The 18,130-nt window shown below is 72.4% G+C and carries 21 protein-coding genes and 1 pseudogene; 11 read left to right on the top strand and 11 right to left on the bottom strand.

Translation table 11 applies throughout. From position 1 onward, the window contains the following. Positions 1-36: 36 nt before the first annotated feature. Positions 37-777: an ANTAR domain-containing protein gene (locus ACZ7OH_RS45195; RefSeq protein ID WP_470286559.1), complete on the top strand. Its 741-nt coding sequence runs from the start codon at positions 37-39 to the stop codon at positions 775-777. Here ACZ7OH_RS45195 and ACZ7OH_RS45200 read toward each other — a convergent pair. From ACZ7OH_RS45200 to ACZ7OH_RS45225, 6 genes and pseudogenes are all read right to left on the bottom strand, one after another. Further along, positions 774-1,508, bottom strand: coding sequence for a thaumatin family protein (locus ACZ7OH_RS45200; protein ID WP_470286560.1), 735 nt, complete (start codon positions 1,506-1,508; stop codon positions 774-776). The two genes, ACZ7OH_RS45195 and ACZ7OH_RS45200, sit on opposite strands and share 4 nt — an antisense overlap. A gap of 20 nt (positions 1,509-1,528) precedes the next feature. After that, positions 1,529-1,942, bottom strand: coding sequence for a cysteine/serine endopeptidase inhibitor (locus ACZ7OH_RS45205; protein WP_470286561.1), 414 nt, complete (start codon positions 1,940-1,942; stop codon positions 1,529-1,531). Between the two features lie 288 nt (positions 1,943-2,230). Then, positions 2,231-2,960 (bottom strand): annotated as a pseudogene (locus tag ACZ7OH_RS45210) (GAF and ANTAR domain-containing protein). A 44-nt stretch (positions 2,961-3,004) separates the two neighbouring features. Beyond that, positions 3,005-3,181 (bottom strand): ANTAR domain-containing protein, encoded by a 177-nt coding sequence (locus tag ACZ7OH_RS45215; protein WP_470286562.1) that lies wholly within the window; start codon positions 3,179-3,181, stop codon positions 3,005-3,007. Beyond that, the gene (locus ACZ7OH_RS45220; RefSeq protein WP_470286563.1) at positions 3,142-3,726 is read right to left on the bottom strand and encodes a GAF domain-containing protein; all 585 of its coding nucleotides are present in this window, start codon (positions 3,724-3,726) and stop codon (positions 3,142-3,144) included. The genes ACZ7OH_RS45215 and ACZ7OH_RS45220 overlap by 40 nt, the downstream gene beginning before the upstream one ends. Positions 3,727-3,839: 113 nt before the next feature. Next, positions 3,840-4,907, bottom strand: a complete 1,068-nt coding sequence (locus ACZ7OH_RS45225; protein ID WP_470286564.1) for a fatty acid desaturase family protein — start codon at positions 4,905-4,907, stop codon at positions 3,840-3,842. Positions 4,908-5,163: 256 nt separating this feature from the next. Between ACZ7OH_RS45225 and ACZ7OH_RS45230 the strand changes: the two genes are divergently transcribed. Further along, positions 5,164-5,358, top strand: coding sequence for a hypothetical protein (locus ACZ7OH_RS45230; protein WP_470286565.1), 195 nt, complete (start codon positions 5,164-5,166; stop codon positions 5,356-5,358). Between the two features lie 22 nt (positions 5,359-5,380). On the opposite strand, the gene ACZ7OH_RS45235 is transcribed toward ACZ7OH_RS45230, so the two are convergent. Further along, positions 5,381-6,316 (bottom strand): NADP-dependent oxidoreductase, encoded by a 936-nt coding sequence (locus tag ACZ7OH_RS45235; RefSeq protein ID WP_470286566.1) that lies wholly within the window; start codon positions 6,314-6,316, stop codon positions 5,381-5,383. An 86-nt stretch (positions 6,317-6,402) separates the two neighbouring features. On the opposite strand from ACZ7OH_RS45235, the gene ACZ7OH_RS45240 reads away from it, so the two are divergent. Next, positions 6,403-6,984: a TetR/AcrR family transcriptional regulator gene (locus ACZ7OH_RS45240; RefSeq protein WP_470286567.1), complete on the top strand. Its 582-nt coding sequence runs from the start codon at positions 6,403-6,405 to the stop codon at positions 6,982-6,984. A gap of 175 nt (positions 6,985-7,159) precedes the next feature. Here ACZ7OH_RS45240 and ACZ7OH_RS45245 read toward each other — a convergent pair whose 3' ends face one another. Beyond that, on the bottom strand, positions 7,160-7,951 hold the full coding sequence (locus ACZ7OH_RS45245) for a maleylpyruvate isomerase family mycothiol-dependent enzyme (RefSeq protein WP_470286568.1): 792 nt from the start codon (positions 7,949-7,951) through the stop codon (positions 7,160-7,162). Positions 7,952-8,157: 206 nt separating this feature from the next. Between ACZ7OH_RS45245 and ACZ7OH_RS45250 the strand changes: the two genes are divergently transcribed. After that, complete coding sequence (locus ACZ7OH_RS45250) at positions 8,158-11,175, top strand: DEAD/DEAH box helicase (RefSeq protein ID WP_470286569.1); 3,018 nt, start codon at positions 8,158-8,160, stop codon at positions 11,173-11,175. Beyond that, on the top strand, positions 11,168-11,899 hold the full coding sequence (locus tag ACZ7OH_RS45255; protein ID WP_470286570.1) for an SWIM zinc finger family protein: 732 nt from the start codon (positions 11,168-11,170) through the stop codon (positions 11,897-11,899). The genes ACZ7OH_RS45250 and ACZ7OH_RS45255 overlap by 8 nt, the downstream gene beginning before the upstream one ends. Here ACZ7OH_RS45255 and ACZ7OH_RS45260 read toward each other — a convergent pair. After that, complete coding sequence (locus tag ACZ7OH_RS45260; RefSeq protein WP_470286571.1) at positions 11,896-12,123, bottom strand: hypothetical protein; 228 nt, start codon at positions 12,121-12,123, stop codon at positions 11,896-11,898. The genes ACZ7OH_RS45255 and ACZ7OH_RS45260 overlap by 4 nt on opposite strands. 63 nt (positions 12,124-12,186) lie before the next feature. Between ACZ7OH_RS45260 and ligD (ACZ7OH_RS45265) the strand changes: the two genes are divergently transcribed. The 6 genes from ligD (ACZ7OH_RS45265) to ACZ7OH_RS45290 all read left to right on the top strand — a co-directional run bounded on the left by ligD (ACZ7OH_RS45265) (position 12,187) and on the right by ACZ7OH_RS45290 (position 16,162). Beyond that, positions 12,187-13,107, top strand: coding sequence for a non-homologous end-joining DNA ligase (gene ligD, locus ACZ7OH_RS45265; RefSeq protein WP_470286579.1), 921 nt, complete (start codon positions 12,187-12,189; stop codon positions 13,105-13,107). A gap of 248 nt (positions 13,108-13,355) precedes the next feature. Further along, positions 13,356-13,763 carry an STAS domain-containing protein gene (locus ACZ7OH_RS45270; protein ID WP_470286572.1) on the top strand — a complete coding sequence of 136 codons (408 nt, stop codon included), beginning with the start codon at positions 13,356-13,358 and terminating at the stop codon, positions 13,761-13,763. A 57-nt stretch (positions 13,764-13,820) separates the two neighbouring features. Further along, positions 13,821-14,240: a DUF6292 family protein gene (locus tag ACZ7OH_RS45275; RefSeq protein WP_470286573.1), complete on the top strand. Its 420-nt coding sequence runs from the start codon at positions 13,821-13,823 to the stop codon at positions 14,238-14,240. A gap of 32 nt (positions 14,241-14,272) precedes the next feature. Then, the gene (gene ligD / locus ACZ7OH_RS45280; protein ID WP_470286574.1) at positions 14,273-15,265 is read left to right on the top strand and encodes a non-homologous end-joining DNA ligase; all 993 of its coding nucleotides are present in this window, start codon (positions 14,273-14,275) and stop codon (positions 15,263-15,265) included. Continuing rightward, on the top strand, positions 15,262-15,726 hold the full coding sequence (locus ACZ7OH_RS45285) for a GNAT family N-acetyltransferase (RefSeq protein ID WP_470286575.1): 465 nt from the start codon (positions 15,262-15,264) through the stop codon (positions 15,724-15,726). Before ligD (ACZ7OH_RS45280) ends, ACZ7OH_RS45285 begins: the two co-directional genes overlap by 4 nt. A gap of 94 nt (positions 15,727-15,820) precedes the next feature. Then, the gene (locus ACZ7OH_RS45290) at positions 15,821-16,162 is read left to right on the top strand and encodes a DoxX family protein (protein WP_470286576.1); all 342 of its coding nucleotides are present in this window, start codon (positions 15,821-15,823) and stop codon (positions 16,160-16,162) included. On the opposite strand, the gene ACZ7OH_RS45295 is transcribed toward ACZ7OH_RS45290, so the two are convergent. Together ACZ7OH_RS45295 and ACZ7OH_RS45300 are read right to left on the bottom strand one after the other, a co-directional pair. After that, on the bottom strand, positions 16,120-16,977 hold the full coding sequence (locus tag ACZ7OH_RS45295; RefSeq protein WP_470286577.1) for an alpha/beta fold hydrolase: 858 nt from the start codon (positions 16,975-16,977) through the stop codon (positions 16,120-16,122). The two genes, ACZ7OH_RS45290 and ACZ7OH_RS45295, sit on opposite strands and share 43 nt — an antisense overlap. Then, on the bottom strand, positions 16,974-17,996 hold the full coding sequence (locus ACZ7OH_RS45300) for an alpha/beta hydrolase (protein WP_470286578.1): 1,023 nt from the start codon (positions 17,994-17,996) through the stop codon (positions 16,974-16,976). Before ACZ7OH_RS45300 ends, ACZ7OH_RS45295 begins: the two co-directional genes overlap by 4 nt. Between the last annotated feature and the right edge of the window lie 134 nt (positions 17,997-18,130).

Consider the following 18,130-nt stretch of genomic DNA (forward strand, 5'->3'; position numbering starts at 1 on the left):
TACCCGGGCGGTTCGGCACCAGCGGGAGGAGAGGACATGGAACGGCCGGAGCCCACCGCGACGGTTTCGCCCCTGCTCGACGACGTCACCGGGTCTCTCGAGGCCCTCACCGCGGTCCTGCGGCAGGAGGACGACTTCCGGATCCTGCTGCGGCACGTGTGCCTGCAGGTGCGCCACGCCGTGCCGGGCGTCGCCGAAGCGTCGGTCACGCTGGTGCGCGCGGACGAGCCGCACACGGCGTGCGCGACCTCCGCCGTCGTGAGCGAGCTGGACGCGGACCAGTACCGCCTCGGCGACGGCCCGTGCCTGGAGGCCGTCCGCAGCGGGAAGATCGTCCGCACCTCGATCGCCGACGCGGTGGAGCGCTGGCCGGCGTTCGCGAGCGGGGCCGCGGACGCCGGCTTCGGCAGCTTCCTCGCGGCGCCGCTGGTGGCCGACGACGAGTACACGGGCGCGGTGAACTGCTACGGCCGGCAGGACGACGGCTTCGAGGAGATCGAAGCGCAGCTGCTCGAGCTGTACACGACCGCGGTGGAAGCGGTCCTCCGCGTCTACCACCGGTACGTGCGCGCCCGCGAGACGGCCGAGCACCTGCGGACGGCCCTGACCTCGCGCGCGGTCATCGACCAGGCCAAGGGCATGCTGATGGCGATCCGCCGGATCGACGCCGAGGACGCGTTCGCGCTCCTCGTCGAGCAGTCGCAGCGGGAGAACGTGAAACTGCGCGAAATCGCCGAGCGGTTCGTCGAGCGGGTCGTTTCCAGCGGTGTCGTCTAACGGTGGAAGGTGATGGTGAAACCGGTGCAGGAGGCGCACTGGTACATCGTCTGGTTGCCCGGTTCGGTGTCCTGTTTGGACCACGCGTACGCCTTCGGGCAGTGCGACTTGATCGCGTCGCTGTAGCTCGTGGGCGCGTCGCGGTTCGGGTTGACGCAGTTGATCAGCGTGCCGCCGGGGGAGTACTGGCGGTCTTCGGCCGCGCAGTAGGACAGCAGGTCCTCCGGGCAGCCGGCCGTGCCGCAGGACGCTGAACCTGGCGGCACCACCGGGTCGACCGGCTCGATCGTGATCGGGACGGAGAACGCGTTGACGTAGCTGACGTCGTACCACGGGGCGAGGCCGTCGGCGGTGTCGAAGTTGAACTCGGCCAGGCTGGCCGGCTGTTCCCCGGTCGCGCAGTGGTCGGCGTAGGTGCCGCAGTCGCCGACCAGGCAGTGGAAGTCCCGGCCGGACGTGCCGGTGCAGCCTTGGCGTCCGAAGAACTTGCCCCGCCAGTGGCCGGGTGCCGACGTTTCGGGGATCGTCACGGTCGCCGACTGCCCGTCCGCCAGGGTCGGCAGATTCGCGAAGTTGACCGACTGGTCGGCGTTGACCGTGCTGCCCAGCCAGAGGGTCTGGCCGGAGTGGTTCACGAACGTCACGGTGTGGTTGGTCGCCGCGGCGGCCGGGGAGCTCACGCTCATCGCCGTCACGAGCACGGCGACGATGGCGAAGAACCGCCTGGACATCTTGGCACCGGTAGTTGACGTCATGAGCGCACGAACGTCCAGGTCACCGGGATGTTGCCCAGACCCGGATCGGCCAGCTGCGCGAAGGCCGGTGCGCTGAGGTCGATGTGCGCGCTGTCGCAGCTCGGGCACTTGTCGACCACCGGCACGGTGATGGTCCGGCCGTTGTAGGAAACCCGGATGGAAACACCCTGGCACAGCGGATCGTTGTTCGGGTTGGCGGTGGTCCAGTACGCGGCGGGCGCGGCGACGAGCATCTGGTTCGCCGCGTCGATCTGCGTGCCGCAGGCGCCGAAGCCGGCGTCGTTGTAGTAGGTGGCGCGCCCGTTGACCGGCTGGTCGAAGGGAATGTCGGCCCACGCCGTCCCGGTCGTAGTCAGGGGAAGCGCGGCAGCGGCGGCCAGCACGGCGAGCGACTTGATGGTGGTGCGCATTCCGTTTCCTTTCCGTCGGCGCGGCAGATGTTACTGACTCGCGCAATGCCGCGCTATGACACGGAAATGTCCGGACGACATTCTTTGTCAACGTTGACAAAGTTCGCGTGAGTCATTCCGCGATGGAATCGTTTGCGGTAGATCACGGCGATTCACGGAATCGTCGGAGAATCGACGTCGTGCCGCGGAAACGATCAACGACGACTCATGTCAGCCTGGCTTGTCGCAACCCGATCCGAGAAGAGCTTCGACCCGAGGCCGTACCTCACCACCCGGCGATGACCCCGGTCAGGTCCGGCGATCCTGCCGGGACAGCACAAGCGCGGGATCGAGCTTCCGTTCCCCGAGCCCGCGGGCGACCTCGCCGAGCAGCAGGTTGTGGCTGCGGGCGTAGCCGCGCAACGCGGTGAAGGCGTCGTCCATGCTGAGCCGGCCGGTCACGGCGAGGACGCCCTTCGCCTGCTCGATGGTCACCCGGCTGTTCAGGGCGGTCTGCAGCTGCTCGGACAACGTCTCCCCGCGCCGGATCGCCCGCTCCTGGAGAATGCCGATCGTCGCCGTGTCGGCCAGCCCCTGCGCCAGGTCGACATCGTCCGCCCCGAGCTCACCAGGCCGGGCGCCGAACAGGTTCAGCGCGCCCACGACCTGCTTGCGCAACCGCATCGGCAGCGCGTGCACCGACGCGAACCCCTGCCGGGACGCCTCCGCCGCGAACCGCGGCCACCGCGGCGACGTCGGCGACCAGGACCGGGGCCCGGGTCTCGAAGCACTCCACGCACGGACCCTCGTCGATGCCGAGCTGGAAGAGCTCCAGCAGACGGGCCTGCTCAGTGGAGGACGCGAGCACCTGCACGCTCCCGCGCTCGTCCACCAGCGTCAGGCCGGCCGCGGCGACGTCGAGCAGCTCCACACAACGCCGCACCAGCGTGTGCAGCAGGTCGGCGACGTCGAAGTCGTCGACGAGGGTGTCGGCCAACGCGACGAACGTCCGGGTCACCTGTCGTTCACGGTCGGCCATGCCCACCACCTCCTGGTGCTCGTCGGATGTCTTCATGGTCGTCCTCACCAGGGCTCCCGGTCCACTTCGAGCCGGCCGGCGACGATGTCGGCGGCGACGTCGCGCAGCGCGCGACTGTGCCCGAACGCATACGCGCGCATCCGGGCCAGTGCCTCCGCGGCCGACAGGTCCAGGTGCGCGATCAGCATCCCGGTGGCCTGGTGCACCTCCCGGTGCCGCATCCCGGCCCCTCCATCCACCGCCCGTCCCCGTCGAGCCAGCGGTCCCCGCCGAGCAGCCCGGACAGGGCCAGCGCGGCGAGGTCCGCGACCTGCAGGGCGGTCGCGAGCTCCTCGCCGGCCAGGGAACCCGGGGTCGCCCGGTAGGTGTCCAGGGTCGCCACCCGCACGACCCCGATCTGCAGCGGGAAGGTGAACAGCGCCGCCACCGGGTACTCGGCGGCCTGCGCGGCGAACACCGGCCAGGCGGTGGGCAGCCCGGCGCCGAGATCGGCGACCAGGACCGGGCCGCCGTGGGTGTAGGCCTCGAAACACGGCCCTTCCCCGAGGGCGAACTGCAGTTCGGCCAACGCCGCACTCACCGCGTCGCTGGTGTAAACGACCTCGCGATGTCCGGCGTCGGCCATCACCGACACCGCGGCGCCGTCCACGGGGAGCAACCGGACGCACGCGCGGCACACCCGGCCGACCATGTCGACCCCGCTGCCGGGCCGGCCGCCGGCGAGCGCGGCCAGCACGCTCGCCCGCAGGACGTCGATTTCAGCCACGGGCGACCCGCCGCCGCATTCGATCTCCTCCGAGCCGGTGTCTGCACACCACACCGACTCGGAAAAGACAGGGTCCGGATCAGCTCCGCCACCGCGGGTGCGTTTCCCGCACCCTACCGCGCGAGGTCACCGCGTGCCCGGGGCAAAGCCAGCCGGAAGATCTTCCGGAAAACCGAGCCGAGCTGGTGGGACAGGCTCCCCGTGTTGTACGGCAGGTGGTGCCGTTCGCAGATTTCGCGCACTTCCGCGGCGATCTGCGGGTAGCGGCGCGAAGGCAGATCCGGGAACAGGTGGTGCTCGATCTGGTGGCTGAGATTTCCCGACAGCAGGTGGAACAACGGGCTGCCGGTGATGTTCGCCGAACCGAGCATCTGCCGCAGGTACCACTTCCCGCGGCTTTCGTCTTCGCTTTCCCGCTCGGTGAACACTTCGGTGCCGTCGGGGAAGTGACCGCAGAAGATGACCGCGAACGCCCAGAGGTTGCGGATCAGGTTGGCGCCGGCGTTCGCGGTCAGGGTCAGCGGCGCCAGCGGGCCGGTGAGCACCGGGAAGACGACGTAGTCCTTGCCCGCCTGCCGGGCGGTCTTGCGCAGCATCGGGGCCACCAGCGGCCGGACGTCGGACCAGGTCCGCCGGCCCTGCACGATCCGGTCCACCTCCAGGTCGTGCAGCATGATGCCGTACTCGAAGAACACCGCCTGCGCCGCGGCGTACAGCGGGTTGCCGAGGTAGTACGGGTGCCACCGCTGGTCCTCGCTGATCCGCAGGATGCCGTAGCCGACGTCGCGGTCCTTGTCGAGGATGTTGGTGTAGGTGTGGTGCATGAAGTTGTGCGAGCGGCGCCATTGGTCGCCCGGGCACACCATGTCCCATTCGAAGGTCCGCGAATTGAGCGCGGGGTCCTTCATCCAGTCGTACTGGCCGTGCATGACGTTGTGGCCGATCTCCATGTTGTCGAGGATCTTCGACACCGCGAGCGCGGCGACCCCGCCGAGCCAGGCGGGCGGGAACCAGCCGGCGAACAGCAGCACCCGGCCCGAAACCTCGCAGAACCGTTGTGCCGCAACGACTTTCCGGATGTACTCGGCGTCGGCCACGCCGAGGTCGGCGACCACGCGCCGGCGGAGGGCGTCCAGTTCCTCGCCGATGCGGTCGATCTCTTCGGGTGCCAGCTCGGTCATCGGGCGCATCTCCTCGGTTCGGCGCGGTGGTTCGCGCTCCACGGCAGACGTTCGCCCGGCGGCGTTGCCGGGTACCACGGCCCTGGCCGGGTCCGGGGCGGGAATTGCCCAGCGTAGGTCCGCCGGCTGCCGAAGTAGTCGTCCAGGCGGGTGGTCCCGGCGTGAAAAACCCGCGCCGCCCCGTTCGGGCATACACTGCGGAGTCCGGCCGCGACCGGGGAGGACCGATGGCCACTGCGACGTCCCGGAGGCACCGATGAGGCGCGCCCCGGCACGACCCGAGGAGCCCGGCTCAAATCCCGTCGAGCTCACCCGCGACCAGCGCTACCACGGCGCCCGGCTGGTGGCCTCGGCGGCGAAGGACGCCGACGACTGCGCGCTGCTGCTCGCCGCTCTCGGGCTCGCAGCCGCCGACGGCGTCGCCGATCCACCGCCGTCAGCGAGAACCTGAGCATTGTCGTGACGGCGTTGCGCTAGAGGTCGATGACGACCTTGCCGTGGACGTGCCGGCCCGCTTGCAGCTCGGCCGCGCGGCGGATCTGCTCGATCGGGAAGTTCGCCGCGATGGGCACGCGGAGCCGGCCGGCCGCGACCAGGCGGGCGATCTCCGCCAGGGAACCGGAAGGCGCGTTCGCGCCGTTGGCCCCGGGCACTCCGTCGACTTGCGCGGCGATCGTGCAGATGCGGTCGTCCGGGACGCCGAGTTCCCTGGCCGCGCCTACCGTCTGCGTGCCGAACAGGTCGATGGCGGCGGTGACGCCGCCGGGTGCGAGGGCTCGGACCCGCTCGGCCAGGCCGTCGCCGTAGCCGACCGGTTCGGCGCCGAGATCGCGCAGGAAACCGGCCGAGCTCGCCGAGCCCGTCCCGATCACGCGTGCTCCCGCGATCCGGGCCAGCTGGACGGCGAACACCCCGACCCCGCCCGCCCCGCCGCCGATCAGCACCGTGTCGTCCGGGCCGGGGGCGACCACGGCGAGGGCGGCGGACGCCGTGCGGCCGGCGATCGCGAGGGTGGCGGCGGTGCGGTCGTCGACGCCGCCGGGGGTGTGGTGGACCTCGTTCGCCGCGACCTCGGCGCCCGCGTCGACCACCACGAAGTCGGCGACCGCGCGGGACAGGGCGGCCCCGAACACCCGGTCGCCGGGGGCGAAGCCGGTCACCCCGGCACCGGCCTGGTCGACGACTCCCGCGAAGTCGGTCCCGAACCCCGCCGGTAGGCTCAAGCCGAACCGGGCGGCCGTGTCCGCGTCGGCGGTCATGATCCAGTCCATCGGGTTCAGGCCGGCCGCGGTGACCCGCACCCGGACCTGTCCCGGGCCGGCTTGCGGCGCGGGGACCTCCTGGACGTCCAGGACCTCGGGACCGCCGAACGAGTCGAGCCGGACCGCCCTGCTCTGGTTTTCCTGCATGAACGCCTGTCTCCTCCGGAACGCATCGAAACGGACTATGCTCCGTTTACCTGACCGACCCTAACACAACCGGAGCGTGATCCGTTTTGACTGAGTCGGAGACGAGGGCGCCGCGGGCGGACGCGGCCCGCAACCGCGACCAGCTGCTCGCGGTGGCGACCCGCGTGTTCGTGGCGGCCGACGGCGAGCCGTCGATGCGGGCGATCGCCCGCGAGGCCGGGGTCGGCATCGCCACGCTCTACCGGCACTTCCCGACCCGCGAGTCGCTGGTCGACGCGGTCTACCGCGACCAGGTCGGACGGCTGACGACCGGCGCCCGCGAGCTGCTCGACCACCTGGCCCCGGCCGCGGCGATGCGGCGCTGGATGGACTTGTTCGGCGACTGGATCGCGACCAAGAACGGCATGCTCGACACGCTGCTCGCGATGATCGAGTCGGGCGAGATCGCCCATGCCGACACCCGCGGCGAGCTGCTGGCGGCCATCACCACGATTCTCGACGCCGGCCGCGCGGCGGGCGACCTGCGCTCCGACGTCAGCGCCGAAGACATCGCCGCGTCCCTCATCGGCATCTTCACCGTGGCCCCCCGGCCCGGGCAGGAAGCCAAGGCCGGCCGGCTGCTGGACCTCCTGATGGACGGCCTTCGGCCCGGCGCCCGACCGGCTTGAGTGGCGCCCGCCTGGCCGGCTGCCCGGTCGGCTTGAGTGGCGCCCGGTCGGCTTGAGCGGCGCGCGGCTGGCTTGAGTGGCGCGGGGCCGGCTTGAGTGGCGCCCGCCTGGCCGGCTGTCCGGCCTGCTTGAGCGGCGCGGCTGGCTTGAGCGGCGCCCGGCCGGCTTGAGCCGGTCAGCCGGCGGCGTGCGCGGTGTTGTCCAGCCAGTGCTGGGCGACGCCGGTGTCGCCGTCGACGCTGATGCCGGCTTCGCGGTCGGCCAAGGGGAGCCGGCGGGTCAAGACCAGCAGCAGCGATCGCGCCGGGCCGGTCACCGTCACGTCGGCCGGCCCGGTTCCCGGCTGCCACGTGGCCCCGTCCGGCCGCCGCTCGACGAGCCAGGCGTCCGCGGTGTCGGTCGCCTGCCACAGCAGCGTCTGCCCGGTGCCCCGGAGGGCGTGGGCGGACTCGGGCCGCCGCGCCTCCCACGTGGGGGAGGTGAGCATCGTGAGGTGGTTGCCGATGAGCGCGGACGCGACGCCGGCGTCGATGTCGGCCGGGCGGCCCGCGGCGCCGGCCGCGTCGGAGCCGTGGACGACCGCCTCGTTGAGCATGCTGGACATCCAGAACCGCGTCCCGGACCGCTCGTCGCCCGCGGCGTTGAACACGGGCGCGTCGAGCGCGGAATCGGAGCACGCGCTCGCGACCCGCTGCGCGGACTCCGCCAGCCACGCCGGCCACTCGCGGGCATCGGAGGGGAGTACGGCCAGCTCCGTCGGCAGCTGCGCGGGGTCGGTGATGCGGCGCTCGATGATCTCCGCGACCCAGTGCTGGGTCTGGCCCACGTGCCGGACCAGGTCGGTGACGGTCCACCCCGGGGTGGCCGGCACGGCGGCGCCGGGTCCGGCCTCGGCGGCTGCTTCCGCCAGCCGCCGCGTGTGATCGACGATCGCCTGCCGGGCGTGGCCGGTGTTCAGTTCGGTCATGGAACGTCCTCGGTGTCCGGTGGTCGTGCCCCCTGCGGGCCCCTTCGGCTACGCGTCGAACGAAGCCGGCCGGGATCGACAACCCGTTCAGCCGGAACCCGCATTCGGCCAAGACCGTACCCAACGGGATCGACCCGCCGTGGCCGAACCGCGCCATCGTGCGACGATCTGCGGGGAACCCGGACCGGACGAAGGAGCCCCAGACCTTGCCCTCGGTGCACGCCTTGTGGTCGCAGGGCCGGGGGCTGCTGCTCTGGGCGGAGCACGACCGACGCCCGGCCGGCACGTCGAGCCGTTCGGCGCACATCGCGCTTCCGCATCCGTTCGCCGTCTCCAGCGCGCAGCTGACCGCGCTGCATCCCGGCAAGCCCACATCGGTGACCTTGCTGCTGCCGTCGCGGGCGAACCGGCCGCTCGCCTCCTCGGAACCGACGTCGGGCGCCAACCGGCGTGCGCCCTCGCTGCGGCCGTGGTCGGTGCCGGCGTTGATCGTGGACGCGACCGAGCTGGACGACCTCGACGACTCGGCCACCTACGGCTCCTCGGTCACCTACCTGCGGGCGGTGGCCCACCTGGCCGCGGATCTGGTGCGGCGCGGGCGGGTGCTGCCGACGCTGGTCCGCCGGGGCGACGCCGCGGAGGCCCGGTGGCGGCCGGTGCTCCAAGGCGTGGACTTCGCCGCCTTCGACGCACTCGTCGCGGCCATGCCGCCGGTCGGGCGGGCCGAGCAGATCGCGCCGCTCACCGGGGCCTCGCCGCGCGCGCTCGTCACCGACGCCCTGCACGCCCTGGTCGACGCGGCGGTCCGCGACCGGCTGGCCCGCGCGGACCCACCCGTCGACCTGCGCGGAGGCCGGGGCGCGGCGGGGGCGTGGCTGGCCGCGCTGCAGGGCGGCCTTCCCCGCGTCGAACTGCCGCTGGACGAGCTCCGCGTCCTGGCCGACGCCGTCGCGAAGTGGGACGAGGTCGCCGACACCGACGTCGTCGACGGCCGGGCGTGCTTCCGGCTCGCCGAAGTGCGCACCCTCCGTCCAGCGGACGCGGAGGATCCCGACGACCAGACCGGCGATGGCACCAAGTGGCAGCTGCAGTTCCTCCTGCGCGCGACGGCCGATCCGAGCCTGCTGCTGTCGGCCGGGCAGATCTGGTCGGGCGAGGCGAACGGGCTGGTCCGCGACCCGCGGGGGCTGTTCACCGCCGAACTGGGCCGGGCCGCGCTGGTGGAACCGATGCTCGCGCCGGCGTTGCGCCGGACCCAGCCGTCCGAATACGACCTGACCGTCGAGGAAGCCGAACACTTCCTCACCTCGGGCGCCACCCGGCTGATCGAGGCCGGGTTCGAAGCGCAGCTTCCGGCCACCTGGGACGGCCGGCGTCGGCTCGGGCTGCGCCTGTCCGTCCGCAGCGCGCCCTCCGAACAGGTCGTCGCCCGCAGCCGGGTGGGCCGCGACGAGCTGGGCGGGTTCCGCTGGGCGATCGCGGTGGGCGACGACGAGATCGGCGAAGAAGAGCTCGCCAAGCTCGTCGCGGCGAAGACACCGCTGGTCCGGCTGCGGGGCAGGTGGGTCAGCGTCGACGCCGACGGGCTCCGCGCCGGTCTTGAGTTCCTGCGCCGCGACCCGCACCGGCAGGCTGAGCGCCCCACCGCGGCCGAGCTGCTGGAGCTCGTCCACCTCACGCGGGAGACCCCGCTCCCGGTCACCGGCGTCCGCGCCGACGGCTGGGTCGGGGACGTCCTGGCCGAGCGGGTCCATCGGACGCTGCGGCCGGTCGAGCTGCCGCCGTCGTTCCGCGCCACGCTGCGCCCGTACCAGCAGCGGGGGGTCGCCTGGCTGGCGTTCATGGCGGCACTGGGGCTCGGCGCGTGCCTGGCCGACGACATGGGGCTCGGCAAGACCGTCCAGACGCTGGCGCTCGAGGCCGTCGAGCGGGCGGACGGCGATCACGGGCCGACGTTGGTGCTGTGTCCGATGTCGCTGGTCGGCATGTGGCAGCGGGAGGCGGCGACCTTCGCGCCCGGCCTGCGGGTCCACGCCCACCACGGCAGCACCCGCGCGCACGGCGACGCGCTCGCCGAGCAGGTCGCGGCGGCCGACCTCGTCGTCACGACCTACGCCACCGCCGCCCGGGACGCCGACGAGCTCGAGACGTTCGCCTGGCGACGCCTGGTGCTCGACGAAGCGCACGCCATCAAGAACGCCGACACCGCGACGGCCAAGGCGGTGCGGCGGTTCGGAGCCGGGCACCGGCTCGCGCTGACCGGCACCCCGGTGGAGAACCGGCTGGCGGACCTGTGGTCGGTGCTGGACCTGCTCAACCCCGGGCTGCTCGGCACCAGGTTCGAGTTCCGGCAACGGTTCGCGGCCCCGATCGAGCGCAGCGGCGACACCGCCGCGGCCGCCGAGCTGCGCCGGCTCACGCAGCCGTACCTGCTGCGCCGGGTGAAGACGGACCCCGCGATCGCCCCCGAACTGCCGGAAAAGCTCGAAATCCGGCAGGAATACCGGCTCACCCGCGAACAGGGCACGTTGTACAGCGCGATCGTCGACGAGATGATGAAGAAGATCGAGAACAGCCAAGGCATCAAGCGCCGCGGCAACGTCCTCGCCGCGATCACGAAGCTCAAGCAGGTCTGCAACCACCCCGCGCACCTGCTGCACGACGGCTCCCCGATCGGGCAGCGCTCCGGCAAGGTCAGCCGGCTCGAAGAGATCCTGGCGGAAATCCTGGCGTCGGGCGACCGGGTGCTGTGCTTCACGCAGTACACCGAGTTCGGCCACATGCTCGTGCCGCACCTGGCGGACCGGCTCGGCACCGAAGTCGCGTTTTTGCACGGTGGCCTGGCAAAGGGGGCGCGGGACGCCATCGTGGACCGCTTCCAGGCCGGCGACGGGCCGCGGATCCTGTTGCTCTCGCTCAAAGCCGGCGGCTCCGGGCTCACGCTGACGGCCGCCGGCCAGGTCCTGCACCTGGACCGCTGGTGGAACCCGGCCGTGGAGAACCAGGCCACCGACCGGGCGTTCCGGATCGGGCAACGGCGGAACGTCCAGGTCCGGAAGTTCGTCTGCCCGGGCACCATCGAGGAACGCATCGACACCCTGATCACCAGGAAACGCGCGCTCGCGGGAATGGTCGTCGGCGAAGGGGAAAGCTGGCTCACCGAACTGTCCACGGACGCGCTGCGCGGCGTGCTGACCCTGGGGGAGGAGGCGGTCGATGACTGACCCGCTCCCGTGGTGGTCGACCCGCTTCCTCCGGGCATTGACGGCGATGGGCATCCTCCTGCCCGCACCCGGCCAGGGGCGGGTCGTGTCCTTGGCAGTCGGCCCGGGACGCGTCGACGCCGAGGTGCAGGACGGCCGCTCCCAGCAGGTGCGGATCGGGCTGACGGCGTTCGGGAAAACCGACTGGGCGGCGATCACCCACGCCCTCGCCGCCAAGGCGTCGGCGACGGTCCTGCTGCTCCGCGGCGAGGTGCCCCGCGACGTCGAAGAGATCTTCAAAGCGGTCCGGCTGCCGTTGTTCCCGTCGTCGGCGCGGGAAGTGTCGCTGGACTGCACCTGCCCCGCCGCCGAGGTGCCGTGCGGCCACCTGAACGCGGTGTTCTCCGCGCTCGTGGCGCGGGTCGCCGAGGATCCGTTCACGATCCTCGCGTTGCGCGGCCGGGACCGCGAGACGCTGCTCGAGGAGCTGAAGAACCGGCTCATCTCCGCCGAGCCGCGCGATCCCGACGACCGGTCGCCGGCCTTGACCGACGTCATGGACACCTTCTTCGACAGCGGCGAGGCCCCGGGCCTGGGTGGCGCGGCGCCGCTGCACGGGCCCCGGACGTCGGCCGACGCGCTGGTGGACCAGGCCCCGCCGTTCGCGCTCACGGCGGGCGGCGAAGACGTCGCCGAGCTGCTCCGGCCGGTGTACCGGGCCCTCACCGGAGAGCCCGGCGCCTAGCTCTGCTTCCGCCGTCCCAGCGCCTTGGCCCGGTCGTGCGCCCAGCCGGCCAGCACGACCCCCGCCGCCGTCACCACCAGGTAGCCGGTCAGCGTCCCGGCGAAGCCCGCACCCAGCCAGCTCAGCAGGCCGGTGTTCCCGTGGTCCACCAGCAGCCGGATCGCGCCCTGGGCACCCAGGACCGTCAAGACCGCCCCCACGATCTGCAGCACGTCGAACTTCACGATGTCCCCCTCCGGTTTTGCTGATACGAGTGCATCATAACCATGGGTGATATCGTCGGCGGCGTGGTGGGGAGCCGGATCACGGTGCGGGTGGGCGAGCGGCAGCTGACGCTCTCGAACCTCGGGAAGGTCCTCTACCCGCGCCACGGCTTCACCAAGGGCGAGGTGCTCGACTACTACACGCGCGTCGCGCCGGTGCTGCTGCCGCACATCCGCGACCGGGCCATGACCTTCGTGCGGTTCCCCGACGGCGTCGCCGGCGGCTCGTTCTTCGAGAAGGACGTCTCGCGCCACGCGCCCGACTGGGTCCGCACCGCGCGCCTCGCCGTCGGCGGCCGCGGGAAGGACTCCGAGGTCGTCGCCTACCCGCTGATCAACGACCTGCCCGAGCTGGTCTGGGCGGCCAACCTCGCCGCGCTCGAACTGCACGTCCACCAGTGGACGGTCGACGCCGCCGACGAGCGGAGCACGCCCGACCGGCTCGTGTTCGACCTCGACCCCGGGCCGGGCGCGACCGTCGTCGACTGCTGCCGCGTTGCCGAACGGCTGCACGACGTGCTCACCGCCGACGGGCTCACCCCCGTCGCGAAGACCAGTGGCTCCAAGGGGATGCAGCTCTACGCCGGGGTCGTGACGACGGACCCCGGCGAGACGTCGCAGTACGCGAAGGCGCTCGCGGACCGGCTCGCCGCCGAGACGCCGGACCTCGTCGTGGCGCGGATGACCAAGACGCTGCGGCCGGGCAAGGTCTTCATCGACTGGAGCCAGAACAACCCGTTCAAGACGACGGTCGCGCCGTATTCGCTGCGGGGGCGCGACGAGCCGACCGTCTCGACGCCGGTCACGTGGGACGAGGTGCGCGCCTGCCGGCACGTCTCGCACCTGCGCTTCACCGCCGGCGAGGTGCTCGACCGCGTCGACGACCTCGGCGACCTGTTCGCGGATCTGGAGCGGACGCGCGCCGCGATTCCCGCATTCGGTTGAATTTCGGGAATCGTTTTTCTCCGATGTGGACACTCCGGTTCCGGGGGTGCCGCTCGGCCGATTCGTCGGAATTGTGGAACCGCGCGTCCGACCAGGCGATTTCGATCGTCCCTTGTGGACGGATGCACGTGCAGACGGCCGTGTCGCTGCACAGCCCGGCGGCCGGGAAGATCTTGTTGTGCGCCAAGGTGGACGAGGTGGGTACGGTCTACCCGTAAACGTTCATCTTGAGCCGCCCGGAGCCGGTCATGAAGATCCAGAAACCGCCGCGGCTTTCGCGAGCTTTCGGCCGTTCGTCACCGGGAGCGTTGTGCGAGCCGTTCTCGGTCACGACGACGTTCCCCGGCGATCGGTGCACGCTTCTCGTGGTGGTGGGCGACATCGATTTGGCGACCGTCTCCACTTTTGTCGAATGCGCGGAAATCGCGCTCGAACGCGGCGGCGCACTCGTCGTGGACCTCGGCGGGGTGACGTTCTGCTCCGGCGCCGGCCTCCGGGCGCTGCTGCGGGTGCAGCACCGCGCGGACGAAACGGCCGTGCCGGTCGCGTGGGTGGTGCGCACGCCGGCGTTGCGGCGGCAGCTGCCGCGGGGGACCGGCGCCGCCGGCTTCTCCTGCTACCGGGATCGGGCCGACGCGCTGGCGGCGGCCGGCTGATCCGCTTCGCCCCGCCGGGCAGGGTGCCCGGTGAGGATCCGGGAAGAAAGGAAACGGGTGTCCGTCCTGATCGACACCGATCTCGAGTTCTGGTTCCAGCGCGGGCTGCGCGCGTACCTCGGCGAGGTGGCGGGCGCGCTCGGCTTCGGCCTCGAGTCCTGCACCGTGGACATCGACGTCCCGGTATCGGCGTACGTCGCGGTGGACTGGCGGCTGCGCCGCTACCCCGACCGCGACGTGGCGCTGCTGTGGGACGAGGTGCACGGCTGGGCCGTCGCGGTCGAGGCGGCGTGCGGGGAGGAGATGATCGTGCTCGCCTACCTCGGCGGGGCCGACATCCTGCCGCCGCCGCGGGTGATCGTGCGGTTCCTCGCCGCGCTGCGCGCCGGGGACCTGGCACCGGACGGGCCGGGCTCACCCGTGCTGCGCCGCGCGGGCAGCCACCAGGAGTTGCTGCCGCTGCTGCCGGCCGGGTGACGCGAGGCGGGGCGATCCTCCACACTGGAGCGATGGGGACGGTGCCGGACGCGGTGGCGCCGATGCTGGCCGTCGACGGGCCCCTCCCGGACGACGGCCGGCACGGCTACGAGTGGAAGTGGGACGGCTTTCGCGGCTGCGCCCGGGTCGCGGGCACCGGCGAGGCGCGGATCACCAGCCGCAGCGGCAGCGACCACACCCACCGCTACCCCGAGCTGCAGGACGTCTTCGCGCCCGCGCTCGGCGGCCACGCGGCGGTGCTCGACGGCGAGGTCGTCGCGCTGAACGCGGCCGGCCGCCCGGAGTTCGAGCTGATGCAGCGCCGCGCCATGCACGAGCCGACGGCGAAGCTGCGCGCCGAGGTCCCGGTCGTCTACTTCGCCTTCGACCTGCTGCGGATCGGGACCGAGTCGCTGCTGGAGCGGCCGTACGAGCAGCGCCGCGAACTGCTGGCCGAGCTGGTCCGGCCCGCCGACGGCCGGCTCGTCGTGCCGCCCTGGTACACCCGCGCCGACCTCTCGCCCGACCAGCTGCTGGCGACAGCGGCCCAGCACGGCATCGAGGGCGTCGTCGCGAAGCGGCTCGACGCGCCCTACCTGCCCGGCACCCGTTCGCCGCTGTGGACCAAGCGCGCGCTGACCCAGACGCGCGAGGTGGTCGTCGGCGGCTGGCGGACCGGCGCCGGCCGCCGCGCGGGCACGCTGGGCGCGCTGCTGCTGGGCGGCTACGACGACGACGGCACGCTGGTCTACATCGGCGACGTCGGCACCGGGTTCACCGACGACGCGCTCGACCGCCTCCGCGACGTCCTGGCGCCGCTGGCCCGCGCGCAGTGCCCGTTCGGCACCGACGTGCCGCGCGACCGCGCCCGGGGCGCCCACTGGGTCGAGCCCGACCTGGTCGGCGAGGTCGTCTACCGCCGCGTCACGCCGGATCTGCGCCTGCGCCACACGTCGTGGCGCGGCCTGCGCCCGGACCGGACGCCCGGCGAGGTGCGCGTGCCCCGGCCGACAGGAGCGGCATGACCACCTCGGTGCGCCTGGTCGAGATCACCGACGACAACCGCTACGCGGTGTGCGCCCTGCGCGTGCGGCCCGGTCAGGAGCGGTTCGTCGCGTCGGTGGCGAAGTCACTGCAGGACGCCGCGACGACGCCCGAAGGCGAGCCCTGGTACCGGGCCGTGTACTCGGGCGGCGAGCCGGTCGTGTTCGTGATGCTGAGCTGGAACGTGCCGCCCGGCCGGCCCGGCGTCCTCGGGCCGTACTTCCTGTGGCGGCTGCTCGTGGACGGGCGGCACCAGGGCCGCGGGATCGGCCGCGCGGTGCTGGACGAGGTCGTCTCGCTGGTGCGTGCCGACGACGGGACCGAGCTGCTCACGAGCCACCAGCCCGGCGACGACGGACCGGGCGTGTTCTACCGGAAGTACGGGTTCACGCCGACCGGCGAGGTCGACCACGGGGAGGTCGTGCTGCGGCTCGGGTTGTGATCGCCGTCACGGCCGGTCACATCGCCGCGGCGGGCGGAGTCGAGGCGGTGACGGACACCGAACCCCGGCGTCCGCGCTCCCCGAAGGAGTCCCGATGTCCACCGCCTACGTGATCGTCACCCTGTTCGCCGCCGCCTTCGTCGGCTTCTCGGCCGTCTCGGTCTTCGCCCGCGCGAAGTGGGTCGTCGAGCCGATCACCTCCTACGGCGTGCCGCCGGCGTGGTGGAACTGGCTCGGCGCGGCGAAGGCCGCCGGCGCGGCCGGCCTGGTTGCCGGCCTGTTCTGGACGCCGATCGGCGTCGCCGCCGCGATCGGGCTGGTGCTGTACTTCCTCGGCGCCGTGATCACCGTGGCCCGTGCGCGGTCGTACGGCCACCTGGCGTTCCCGGTGCTCTACCTGGCCCCGGTCGTCGCGTCGCTGGCGCTGCTGTCCTGACCGGCGAGCCAGGTGAGTGCGTCGGCGGCGTGGCTCAGGACGGAGATGTGCCCGTCGCCGGGCGAGAGCCGGAGCTCGGCGCCGGGGATCCGCTCGGCCAGCCACTTGCTGTGCGTGGCGGGGATCATCCGGTCGTCCTCGCCGTGCAGCAGCAGGACCGGCGCGGTGATGGCGGCGGGATCGCCACCCCACGGCGTGACGTACGCGAGGTCGTCGTCGATCAGGCCGACGGCCCCGAGCGCGGGCCGCACGACCTCGTCGAGCCAGGACCAGGAGCCGGTGAGGGCGGCGAAGTCGGCTTTGGTGAAGACCTCGGGATCGAACTCAGCGGCGGCTTCGTGCTTTTCCTTGGCCGCCCGGCCCTCGGTGGCGGCCCGCAGGGAAGCGGCGCCGGCGGCGGCCATGCCGTCGAACCAGCCGTCGGCCCGGAAGGGCGCGACGGCGGCGAGGCTCGCGACGGCCACGACTCGGCCGGGCAGCAGGGCGGCGGTGGCGAGGGCGTGCGAGCTGCCGCCGGAGTGGCCCATGACGGCGAAGCGCTCGACGCCGAGCGCGTCGGCGACGGCGGTGGCGCACTCCGCGGCCTGCCCGACGGTCCGGTCGGGCACGGCGGTGGACGAGCCGTAGCCGGGCCGGTCGTAGGAGATCCACCGGACGCCGAGCGTCTCGGAGAGCGGCAGGAGCGGCCCGGGCGGGGCGCCGAGGTTGGGTGTGCCGTGGTGCCAGAGGACGGTGAGGCGGGCGGGGCCGCCGGTGTCGTAGGCGTGCAGGGTGCGCCCGCCGGGCAGCGCGAGATCGGTTTCGGTGACGTTCACCGGGCCAGCTTTCCGGCCAGCCAGGCCAAGGACAACGGGTACCGGTAGTCGATCGCCGCGTGACCGGCCTCGAACAGCTCGAAGTGGATCCGCTCCTCGGCCAACCCCGCCTTGACGATCTCCGCCCGGAACGCCTCCGCGCCCACGTCGAGGAAGTACTCGTCGCTCGTGCCCGCGTCGATCCACACCGCTCGCCACGAACTCACCGCCGACGCCCGCGCGGGCACCATGCGGACCGGGTCCCAGTCCAGCCAGCGCTGCCACACCTCCGGGCGCAGCACCCCCGTCGCCGGTTCGAACGGCAGCTCCGGGGTGCCGTCCGGGCGGGCCGAGAAGCACGCCGAGACCCCGAGCAGCTGCAGCAGCGTCGGGTCGTCGGGGGAGGTGAACGCCGGGCGGGACCGGAAGTCGGCCCACCAGGCCTGGATGTCGCCGTCGTAACCCCGCAACGCGCGGACGGCCCTGCCGAAGTCCGGGACGTAGCACAGCTCGTACAGCGAGTCGCCCGCGTGCGTCGCCAGCGCGCCGAACAGGTCCGGGCGCAGCATCGGCGTGATCATCGCGCCGAACCCGCCCGACGACTTGCCCGCGATCGCGCGGGACTCGCGGTCCGGGATCGTCCGGTAGTGCTCGTCGACCCACGGGACGATCTCGTCGCACAGGTACGAGTGGTACCGGCCGGTGCCCGGCGAGTCGACGAACTGCGAGCCGCCGTACGCCGTCCACGCGTCGACGTACACCACGACGCAGCCCGGCGCGCCGTTCGCGAACACCGCGTCCGCCGTCTCGACGAACGGCTGCCGGAACGGCGTCCGGTTGGCCCACATCGACAGGTGCCCGGTGTAGCCCTGGATGACGTACACCGCCGGGTACCGCTCGGCACCGTCGTCGTAGCCCGGCGGGACGTACACCCACAGCGGCCGCTCGTGCGGGTCGCCGAGCGGGTTGCCGCGCAGCAATGCGGAAGTCACGGTGTGCCGGTCGAGCCGGCCGGCGAGGTCGCCGTCCCAGGGCAGCATGCCGCCAGTCAACCACGGCCCAACCGGTTGCGGGGGCTAAGAGCGTGTCTCACTTGGATGTTGGTTGAGGTGCGGGCATGATCTTGGCCTGTGATGGACGAGTTGTCGCAGCGGCTGGTGCCGGACGAGTTGTG

Source organism: Amycolatopsis sp. NPDC114478, assembly GCF_055633805.1.